Source organism: Vibrio eleionomae (assembly GCF_009874545.1).
Lineage (GTDB): Bacteria > Pseudomonadota > Gammaproteobacteria > Enterobacterales > Vibrionaceae > Vibrio > Vibrio nitrifigilis.
In genome coordinates, this window is record NZ_WEKT01000013.1 from 96,031 (window position 1) to 106,123 (window position 10,093).

Below are 10,093 nucleotides of genomic sequence, written 5' to 3' on the forward strand. Positions count from 1 at the left end.
TTGAACTGACTGGAAGATATTGCTGTTCATTCAGCATTACGGTGAGTTCAATAATGAGGAGTATGACAGTGGATAAACCTTGGCTTTCACGTTACCCAGATGATGTACCTGAAACCATCGATCCCGATCAGTATCAGTCATTAGTTGAGCTGTTTGAACGTTCTGTTCGACAATTTTCTGACCAAGCTGCCTTTATTAATATGGGCACTGTCATGACATTTCGTAAGTTAGAAGAACGCAGTCGAGCGTTCGCCGCTTACTTACAAAATGAGCTTAAGTTAAAAAAGGGTGACCGAGTCGCCTTAATGATGCCCAATTTATTGCAGTATCCCGTGGCGCTATTTGGTATTTTGCGAGCAGGGCTAGTTGTGGTAAATGTCAACCCGCTATATACCCCTCGTGAGTTAGAGCATCAACTTAGGGACGCGGATATTGAAACCATCGTTATTGTTTCAAACTTTGCTAGCACACTTGAATCTATCGTTAAAAACACCCCAGTCAAACACGTCATTCTAACCAGCCTTGGGCAGATGTTACCTCGCGCCAGAGGAACCATGGTTGATTTCGTGGTGAAATACGTCAAACGGTTGGTGCCTAAATATCATCTTCCTGGCGCGATTTCGATGCGCCAAGCAATCCGTAAAGGTCGTCGCCTACAATATGTAAAGCCATATCTAGAAGGTGAGGATGTCGCATTTTTGCAGTATACCGGTGGAACGACAGGTGTCGCAAAAGGCGCCGTTCTAACTCACCGAAATATGGTGGCGAACGTGCTGCAGGCTAAAGGTGCTTATGGGCCGGTATTAAGAGAAGGTCGAGAGCTGGTGGTTACGGCTTTACCGCTTTACCATGTTTTTGCTTTATCTGTGAACTGCTTACTTTTTATTGAGATGGGTGGTGCAAACTTACTAATTACTAATCCGCGGGATATCCCTGGATTTGTAAAAGAGTTAGAAAAGCATGATGTTACGGCGATAACTGGGGTAAATACTCTGTTTAATGCTTTGGTCTCTAACGAAGATTTTCATACCCTAGATTTTGGTCATCTCAAATTGTCTGTGGGTGGCGGTATGGCTGTGCAGCGCGCCGTTGCCGAAAAATGGAAGAAAATCACGGGGACACATTTACTCGAAGGGTACGGACTCACGGAGTGTTCACCTCTTGTTGCGGGCAACCCTTATGATTTGACGGATTATTCCGGAGCCATTGGGTTACCCGTGCCTTCAACAGAAGCTCGGATTGTGGATGAAGAGGGTAATGTGCTGGGATCTGACGGCGTCGGTGAATTGCAGGTCCGAGGTCCACAGGTGATGAAAGGATACTGGGCGCGACCAGATGCAACACGCGAAGTAATGACAGAAGATGGTTGGCTTTCCACTGGCGATATTGTTCGGTTTGATGAGCTGGGGATGCTCTATATCGTCGATCGAAAAAAGGACATGATATTAGTGTCTGGCTTTAATGTTTATCCTAATGAGATTGAAGATGTTGTTGCGCTGCATGACAAAGTTCTGGAAGTGGCCGCTATTGGTCAGACCCATGAAGTGTCTGGTGAGGTGGTGAAATTATTCGTGGTTGCGCGTGATCCTAGTGTCACAAAAGATGAGCTTATTGCACATTGTCGCCAATATTTGACTGGCTATAAAATCCCGAAAGTGATCGAATTTCGCGATGAGTTACCAAAGAGTAATGTTGGTAAAATTTTACGTCGAGTTCTACGTGAAGAAAATGAAGCGAATATGAAAAATAAATCGTAGAGGCTCTCTTTGACTTAGTTGTGCTGTAAATCCGTTATTTAGGTGCGGTGTGACACGTCAATGAAGTGAAATAATGTTACAATGCCGACAGTCAACGTCGGCATTTTTATTGGTCGTTAATTTGCCGCTAATCTAAAGTAAAAAGTGAGCCTTGTGTGAAATATCAGATTATTACTACTTTTAGCGAACTGGAACAGGTGTGCCAAGCTGCACGTCAAACAGATGTGGTTATGCTGGATACAGAGTTTGTCCGCACTCGCACCTTTTACCCGCAGCTAGGTCTGATTCAGCTTTATGATGGACAGCAAGTCTCTCTGGTCGATCCACTTGCACTAGAAGACATGACCCCTTTCGTACAGTTATTGAAAGATGTCAGTGTCGTCAAGGTATTGCATGCTTGTGGTGAAGATATTGAAGTGTTCTATAACGAGTTTGATTGTGTACCTACACCTATGGTTGATAGCCAAATTATGGCGGCGTTTATTGGTTATGGGTTATCCACTGGTTTTGCCGCATTGGTGAAAGAAATTGTTGATATTGAACTCGATAAAAGTGAATCACGTACCGATTGGTTAGCACGCCCGTTGACGGAGAAGCAGTTAGAATATGCGGCAGCAGATGTTTTCTATCTACTGCCTATCTATGAGCAATTGCAAGCGAAAGTCTCGGCAGCGGGGTGGTGGCAAGCCGCTCAGCAAGAGTCTCAATTACAATGTGAAAAGCGGACATTACAAATTGATCCAGACCAAGCCTACCTCAATATCAAAGGTGTATGGCAACTCACACCACAGGAATTAGCCTTATTGAAACCACTAGCGACTTGGCGATATCAAGAAGCGGTGAAACGTAATCTAGCGTTGAATTTTGTGATTCGTGAAAATGAGCTTTTATCGATTGCTAGAGCGATGCCTCTGAGTGCAAAAGAGATGGAAATGGCGGGCGTGGACAGACACGCAATTCGTCGCCATAGCAGTAAAATTATTGCGATGGTAAAAGCCGCTCAGCTTGTCGACGAAGAAGATTATCCAGAAGTCATCGTACCGTTGATGGATTATCCAGGTTACAAGCAACTATTTAAGCAGTTAAAAGACTTAGTGAAAGTCGCTGCGGAAAAACAAGGTCTAGCCACTGAGTTTATTGCGTCAAAAAAACAGTTAAACCAGTTTCTTACTTGGGTATGGAAAAAAGACCGCGATCCTGTCGAGTTACCCGATGTGATGCAAGGATGGCGACTTGACGTTATCGGTAATAAACTCAATGAAAAGTTAGCAAATAATTAAAATATAGCCGCCTATCAGGCGGTTATTGTTATTTTAAAGCGAGGAGACTCGCTGTTTTATGGAAAAAGAAGAAGGATTGTCATGTCAGCGACCGAATTTCTAAACGATCTTAATCAGCGTTACCTTCATATCCACCGTGTAAAAGAAGACTTCTTCTGGGAAACTTACATGGGGATCAGTGATGATCATGAAGGTTCAGCTAAAGCTCAGACTGAGTGGACTAAATTCATCAGTTCAGCCGCTCAAATTACCGCAGTAAAAGAGCAGCTAGAAGCGGCAAAATCCATTACGGACGAACAAGAGAAGCAGCAAACCATTACGGGTCTTACTGGCTGGCTAGAAATGTTTCAGGCCCATGCGATTGAATCTTCAGAAGCACAAGCGCTTAAAGATGAACTGATTCAGTTTGAAGCCGATCTGTTCGAGAAGAAAAAAAACTACGTGATGACATACCAAGATGAAAACGGTGAATCGGTAGAAGCCTCGTTAGTGACTCTTGGCTCAACGGTTCGTACCAGTGATCATGAGTCAGTACGTCAAAGTGCTCATCAGGCTTTGCTTGGCCTAGAGCAGTGGGCATTAAATAACGGCTTTATCGAATTGATAAAATTGCGTAACCGTTTTGCTCGTCACTTAGGTTTCGCGAACTTCTTTGATTATTCGGTGAAGAAAGGCGAAAAAATGTCGAGTGATGAGTTATTTACCATCCTTGATGATTTTGAGCAGCGCACTCGTGATGCCCATCTAAATAGCTTAAAACAGTTGGCTGATGAGAAGGGTGAGCAGTCACTGCGTGGGCATAACTTTATCTTCTCTTTCGCTGGCGATGTAATGCGAGAGTTGGATCCTTATGTCCCTTTTTCTAAATCATTGCGTCGTTGGGTCGAGTCATTTGGTCGTTTGAATATCGATTATTCTGGTGCAGAATTAACACTTGATCTCTTAGATCGTAAAGGAAAATATCCGAATGGCTTTTGCCATGGGCCTATTCCATCGTTTTATGATCAAAACAAGTGGGTCGCGGCGAAAGTCAACTTCACAAGTAACGCCAAACCAGACCAAATTGGCAGTGGTTACGATGGTATTAACACCTTGTTCCATGAAGGTGGCCACGCGGCGCATTTTGCCAATGTAAAAATGAACGCGCCATGTTTCTCGCAAGAGTTTGCACCAACGTCCATGGCATACGCAGAGACACAATCGATGTTCTGCGATAGCTTGTTAACTGATGCCGATTGGCTTAAAACCTATGCGCTTGATAAAGAAGGAAAGGCGGTTCCTGATAGCGTGATTCAAGCGATGATTAATAGCCGCCAACCCTTTAAAGCCTACGAAGAGCGCAGTATTTTAGTGGTGCCTTATTTCGAACGCGCTCTGTATCAACTCTCTGATGATGAATTAACACCAGAGCGTGCGACAGAACTTGCTCGTGAATGTGAACAAAAGATTCTTGGTTTAGCGTGTAGTCCACGACCACTTATGGCAATTCCTCACTTATTGTCTGACGAGTCAGCATGCGCTTATCACGGTTATCTGTTGGCTCATATGGCTGTATATCAAACGCGCGCTTACTTCCTGGATAAATTTGGCTACCTGACTGATAATCCAAATATCGGGCCTCTTTTGGCGCAACATTACTGGAATAAAGGTAACTCTCAATCGCACAATGAGACGATTATATCTCTGACTGGCGAAGGGTTTAATGCCAAATATTTAGCGGATATCTGCAATTTATCGCCAGAACAAGCTTGGCAACAACAGCAAGAAAAAATTGCTCAGTTAGCGGAGCGAGAACAGGTTAAGCCTGAGTCTCTCAATGCCACGATTCGTGTGGTTGATGGGGCGAAAGAGCTGGCGAGTAATACGGAATCTGACCAAGTATTGTGTGAGCAGTTTGAACAGTACATTGCTGACAATTACGGCTGTTAATACTTTAGGTAAAAAAAGCCGTTACTTAGGTAACGGCTTTAATTTCAGGAATGACAATTTAACTATTTTTCTTCTTCTGGAAGTTTTACGTTCAGTTCCAAAACAGAAATATCATCATCTTTTTGTTCAAAGCTAAGCTCAACCATTTCTGGATCGATAGCAACATATTTGGCTATCACCTTCAAAATGTCTTCTTTTAATTGAGGTAGATAATTTGGTGCTGGGTCACTACCGCTGCGACGTTCAGCCACAATAATTTGTAAACGCTCTTTTGCTAAGCTGGCTGTTGTCTTTTTCGGTGGACGGAAAAACTCTAGTAATGACATGCCTTGTTAGCCTCCAAACAGTCGTTTAAAAATTCCTTTCTTAGGCTCAGTCAGAAAACGGAATTCGATTTCCTGTCCGAGTAATCGTTCTACAGTATCATCGTAAGCTTGGCCTGCATCTGACTGTTCGTCAAAAATAACCGGGATCCCTTTGTTCGATGCATTCAGTACGGCCTGACTTTCTGGAATCACACCGAGTAATGGAACATGCAAAATATCTTCTACATCGTTCACACTTAACATTTCACCTTGAGATACTCGAGACGGATTATAGCGAGTTAGTAATAGGTGTTGTTTAACTGGCTCTTTGCCTTCTTCTGCGCGTAATGATTTGGAATCAAGAATACCAAGAATACGGTCTGAATCGCGCACAGATGATACTTCAGGGTTTGTCGTTACGATGGCTTCATCAGCAAAGTAAAGCGCCATTAATGCGCCTTGTTCGATACCTGCAGGAGAGTCACAAATAACGAAATCAAAACCCATCTCATCCATCTCACCGAGTACGCGTTTTACGCCATCTTTAGTGAGTGCCTCTTTATCACGTGTTTGAGACGCTGGAAGAATAAATAAGTTCTCGTTACGCTTATCTTTGATAAGAGCTTGATTTAACGTGGCTTCACCGTTGATAACATTAACAAAGTCATACACAACGCGGCGCTCACAGCCCATGATCAAATCAAGGTTTCGTAGGCCAATATCAAAATCGACCACTGCAGTTTTCTTGCCTTTAAGGGCTAATCCCGACGCAATCGCTGCGCTAGAGGTGGTTTTACCAACACCGCCTTTTCCTGACGTGACGACAATAATGCGTGCCATTTTTTCTTTCCTTTAAACTTTTTATAGAGTCAGTAATTCAAAGTGAAGTGATTCATCATTCATACTAAGCATCACTTTTTTTTGCCAGTACTCACTTTCAATTTGGTCACTAAGCCAGTAGTTCCCTGCAATAGAGACTAGCTCAGCTTGTAAATCTTGACAGATAATTTTTGCATCACGTTGCCCGCTCGCTCCGGCGATAGCGCGCCCACGTAGCGTTCCGTAAATATGAATTGACCCATCCGCAATCACCTCAGCTCCAGGGCTAACATGATTGAGAATGACCAAATCACAATCTTTAGCGTAAACTTGTTGACCAGAGCGAATCGGTGTATGGATCACTTTCGTTGGCTCTAGTACAGCTGGTGCATTAGCGGGTGAATTATTGGTGGTCATCACTGCAAACCCAGCTTCTTTCGCTAAGTTTTGGCTGCGCTTGTCTTGGCAGCCGGTGATTCCAACCGGAATCAAACCTGCTTCGGTAATTCCGTCCTTTAGCTTGGTAAATTCAATATCACCGTCGACTTTGGCAATATTGATCACTACAGGCGCGCCTGCAAAAAAGGCGGGAGCTTGTTCCACCTTCTGTTTTAAAAATTCTACGCTATTCGCGACTTGATTGTCAGAAAGGTGTAATACTGACAAAGTAAAACTACTACCTTTTAGGTCAGGTATATTAGACATCGTTACTTTGACCTCGATAAACTCATGGCTGATTAAGAATTGGCATTGCCTGAGACTAGGGGTGTCATGTTATATTTCATGATTGACCACAGCAAGTTATCTTACAACCTTTTGTGTAATTTGCTGTTAATTTTATCGAAACTTGACGGTTTCTAAACAAAACCGCGATTAACGCGGCGAATTTACAATTAAAGGCTTGTCATGCTTTGCTCTATCTATAAAAGTTCTAAAAAAGAAGGCACCTATCTTTACGTGCCAAAACGTGACGATTTTTCACAGGTACCTGACACTCTATTGCAGATGTTCGGTAAACCTATTTTCGTTATGTTAGTGAATCTGGAAAACCGTCAATTAGCGTTGGTCGATGTGGACAAAGTAAAAGCATCGATGGATGAGCAAGGCTTCTTCTTGCAGCTTCCACCACCTCCAGAAAATTTACTCGAAAAATATAAGCAAGATCGAGATCGCGCTAAATCATCTCAATCAGACGACGAACCATCATAATCCTCAATGCTCAAGGAGGAGATCTTGAGAAAGTTACTTTCGATTCTTTTAGGTATGTCACTCGCTTCACCTGTATTAGCTGAAAATGTTAGTTTTGATAAATACATTGAGGGGCTTAAGCAAGAAGCTCGTCAAGAGGGCATATCTGAGCAAGTGTTAAACAGTGCGTTTAAAAATGTGCAGTATCGTCCTAGAGCTGTCGTGGCTGATCGCAATCAACCAGAAAAAAAGCTCACCTTAGACGAGTATATTCCACGCGCTGTCCCGCAGTGGAAGGTGCAAAAAGCGAAAGCGTTGTATAAACAGTATTATGACCAATTGCATGATATCGGGGCTAAGTATGGTGTTCAGCCACGCTTTATTGTCGCCCTTTGGGGAATTGAAAGTAATTTTGGTTCTTTAACCGGCGGTTATCATGTCATTGATGCGCTTGCTACTATGGCTTACGACGGTCGCCGTGAAAAATTCTTCCGGAATGAGACGATGGCCGCGCTTAAAATTCTCCAGCAAGGACACATTAGTGCTGCGAATATGAAAGGCTCATGGGCTGGGGCTATGGGACAGTGTCAATTTATGCCTAGTTCATTCTTGTCATTTGCGGCCGATGGTAACGGCGACGGCAAAAAAGATATTTGGAGCTCAAAAGAAGATGTCTTTGCTTCTACGGCAAACTATCTGAGTAAATCAGGTTGGAATAGCCATCGAACTTGGGGGCGACAAGTTAAATTGCCGAAAGGGTTTGATGTGAGTTTAGCTGGTCGTCAGGCTAGCCATGGAAAATATCTTGCTGAATGGAGCAAATTGGGGGTGACACGTTATGATGGCCGTCATTTACCAAAACTCAAAGATGATATTAAGGCGTGGTTAATCGTTCCTGATGATGAAAAAGGGCGAGTGTACTTGGTATACAACAACTACAACGTACTGATGAAATGGAACCGATCCTATTATTTTGCTCTTGCTGTGTCTCACCTCGCTGATGCTATAGTGTTTTAATCGGCTTTAATATATTTGATGATAAAAAAACGGCGACTCAATTGGTCGCCGTTTTTATTGGAAGCTCTGTTTTGTTTATGCACGTTTCTCGTTGAGTTCACATGCAATAAGGGTGTTTTCAATCAAGCTTGCTACCGTCATTGGACCTACACCGCCAGGAACTGGCGTGATAAAGCTCGCTTTTTCCGCTGCGACGTCATAATCCACATCGCCGACTAATTTACCAGTATCTAAACGATTAATACCGACATCGATCACCACCGCTCCGTCTTTCACCCATTCGCCTGGAATAAAGTGAGGTTTGCCGACTGCGACCACGAGAAGGTCAGCTTGGCGCACATGATGTTCTAGATCTTTAGTAAAACGGTGACAGGTTGTTGTCGTTGCACCCGCTAACAATAATTCCAGTGTCATTGGGCGACCTACAATATTTGAAGCGCCAACGATCACGGCGTGTTTACCACGCGCATCAATATTGTATCGTTCTAATAGAGTCATAATGCCTTTAGGCGTACATGAACGTAACGTTGGAATGCGCTGTGCTAAACGGCCCACATTATAAGGGTGGAAACCATCAACATCTTTTTCCGGGATGATTCGTTCTAGCACGTGAGTACTGTCGATGCCAGCAGGAAGAGGCAGTTGAACCAAGATACCATCGATTTCTGGGTCTTGATTTAACTGATCAACAAGTGCAAGCAACTCTTCTTCGTTCGTGGTCTCTGGCATGTCATAAGATTTTGAAATAAAGCCAACTTCTTCACATGCGCGGCGTTTACTGCCAACATAAACTTGAGAGGCTGGATCTTGACCTACTAACACAACTGCGAGGCCCGGAGCTCGTAGTCCTTTTTTGATACGTGCAGACACACGTTCAGCAACTTCTGAACGAACAGTTTGAGATATGAGCTTTCCATCAATATTTTGGGCAGTCATGACTTTCCTTAACACTTATAACGTGAAAATTTTTGCGCGCATTGTCGCAGATAATTCGTTGAACATCTATAAGCAAACGTTTGCTTTGGGCTGTTTTTATACGGAATCTAATAAATTGGTAAAATTTTAGTCATTTGAAACAATTTGTTAGATAAACTCGTTGATTTACACACTTTAACTCGTATAATCCTTTCCCTGTAGCGCGCCCTTAGCTCAGCTGGATAGAGCACCTGCCTTCTAAGCAGGTGGTCACAGGTTCGAATCCTGTAGGGCGTACCACATTTCAAGCGCTAGCAACTTGTTGCTGGCGCTTTTTCATTTCTATCTTCCTGATCATTCCGTTATTGATATCGCCCCACATACAAAGTTGAATACCTCTAACAACGGTTTAGCCCTGTAGACCAGGCACCACAAGAACAGGAGATGTACTAGGATAAATAAGCCATCTTTTTATGCAACTAGTTATTTATGTTATCAGAGTGCATTTGTCTGGTTTTTATGCTGAATGATAATTAGCTGCTTCGGCGTATAAATTCTGGTAAGGTACAGCGCCTTTTTTGTGAGCTAGCAACTATGAACCGTAAGAAAAAAATTAATCAGATTCTGAAAAAGAAGATAAAGAAGCAAAATTCAAAACTACATCGCTCTAATAAGCCGCGTTACATTTCTAAAGCGGAGCGTGCTGCTATGGAACAGCAAGATGCCCCAGCACTGGATGCCGAAACGCAGCCATCGCAAGTATCAGAAGCTGAATAAAATGACTGAGTTTGTACCAATATTAGCTATGCTTTTTCTGTGATATTGGTACAATAAAAACCGAATCAAAATTCAAATACTCTTTATGTTTTAAATACTTATGTAT

At 43.0% G+C, this 10,093-nt stretch carries 10 protein-coding genes and 1 tRNA gene; 7 read left to right on the top strand and 4 right to left on the bottom strand.

From position 1 onward, the window contains the following. The first annotated feature begins 68 nt into the window (after nucleotides 1-68). The 3 genes from fadD to F9817_RS09780 all read left to right on the top strand — a co-directional run bounded on the left by fadD (nucleotide 69) and on the right by F9817_RS09780 (nucleotide 4,966). Nucleotides 69-1,757: a long-chain-fatty-acid--CoA ligase FadD gene (fadD, locus tag F9817_RS09770; RefSeq protein ID WP_161154943.1), complete on the top strand. Its 1,689-nt coding sequence runs from the start codon at nucleotides 69-71 to the stop codon at nucleotides 1,755-1,757. A gap of 155 nt (nucleotides 1,758-1,912) precedes the next feature. Then, nucleotides 1,913-3,037 (top strand): ribonuclease D, encoded by a 1,125-nt coding sequence (gene rnd / locus F9817_RS09775; RefSeq protein ID WP_161154945.1) that lies wholly within the window; start codon nucleotides 1,913-1,915, stop codon nucleotides 3,035-3,037. 81 nt (nucleotides 3,038-3,118) lie between these two features. Beyond that, entirely contained in the window at nucleotides 3,119-4,966 is a 1,848-nt protein-coding gene (locus F9817_RS09780; protein WP_161154947.1) for a M3 family metallopeptidase, read from the top strand. Nucleotides 4,967-5,028: 62 nt separating this feature from the next. On the opposite strand, the gene minE is transcribed toward F9817_RS09780, so the two are convergent. The 3 genes from minE to minC are packed head-to-tail and all read right to left on the bottom strand — an operon-like array spanning nucleotide 5,029 to nucleotide 6,795. Then, nucleotides 5,029-5,292 carry a cell division topological specificity factor MinE gene (minE, locus tag F9817_RS09785; protein WP_161154949.1) on the bottom strand — a complete coding sequence of 88 codons (264 nt, stop codon included), beginning with the start codon at nucleotides 5,290-5,292 and terminating at the stop codon, nucleotides 5,029-5,031. A 6-nt stretch (nucleotides 5,293-5,298) separates the two neighbouring features. Further along, nucleotides 5,299-6,111: a septum site-determining protein MinD gene (gene minD / locus F9817_RS09790; RefSeq protein WP_161154951.1), complete on the bottom strand. Its 813-nt coding sequence runs from the start codon at nucleotides 6,109-6,111 to the stop codon at nucleotides 5,299-5,301. 21 nt (nucleotides 6,112-6,132) lie between these two features. Beyond that, entirely contained in the window at nucleotides 6,133-6,795 is a 663-nt protein-coding gene (gene minC, locus F9817_RS09795) for a septum site-determining protein MinC (protein WP_161154953.1), read from the bottom strand. A 201-nt stretch (nucleotides 6,796-6,996) separates the two neighbouring features. Between minC and F9817_RS09800 the strand changes: the two genes are divergently transcribed. Both F9817_RS09800 and F9817_RS09805 read left to right on the top strand, forming a co-directional pair. Next, a complete protein-coding gene (locus F9817_RS09800; RefSeq protein WP_161154955.1) occupies nucleotides 6,997-7,299 on the top strand; it encodes a YcgL domain-containing protein in 303 nt (100 codons plus the stop codon). Between the two features lie 24 nt (nucleotides 7,300-7,323). After that, a complete protein-coding gene (locus F9817_RS09805; RefSeq protein ID WP_161154957.1) occupies nucleotides 7,324-8,295 on the top strand; it encodes a lytic murein transglycosylase in 972 nt (323 codons plus the stop codon). A 75-nt stretch (nucleotides 8,296-8,370) separates the two neighbouring features. Here F9817_RS09805 and folD read toward each other — a convergent pair whose 3' ends face one another. After that, nucleotides 8,371-9,231, bottom strand: a complete 861-nt coding sequence (gene folD / locus F9817_RS09810) for a bifunctional methylenetetrahydrofolate dehydrogenase/methenyltetrahydrofolate cyclohydrolase FolD (RefSeq protein WP_161154959.1) — start codon at nucleotides 9,229-9,231, stop codon at nucleotides 8,371-8,373. Between the two features lie 202 nt (nucleotides 9,232-9,433). Here folD and F9817_RS09815 point away from each other — a divergent pair. Both F9817_RS09815 and F9817_RS09820 read left to right on the top strand, forming a co-directional pair. Next, nucleotides 9,434-9,510, top strand: a tRNA-Arg gene (locus F9817_RS09815). Nucleotides 9,511-9,804: 294 nt separating this feature from the next. Beyond that, nucleotides 9,805-9,987, top strand: coding sequence for a DUF2986 domain-containing protein (locus F9817_RS09820; protein WP_161154961.1), 183 nt, complete (start codon nucleotides 9,805-9,807; stop codon nucleotides 9,985-9,987). Nucleotides 9,988-10,093: the final 106 nt, after the last annotated feature.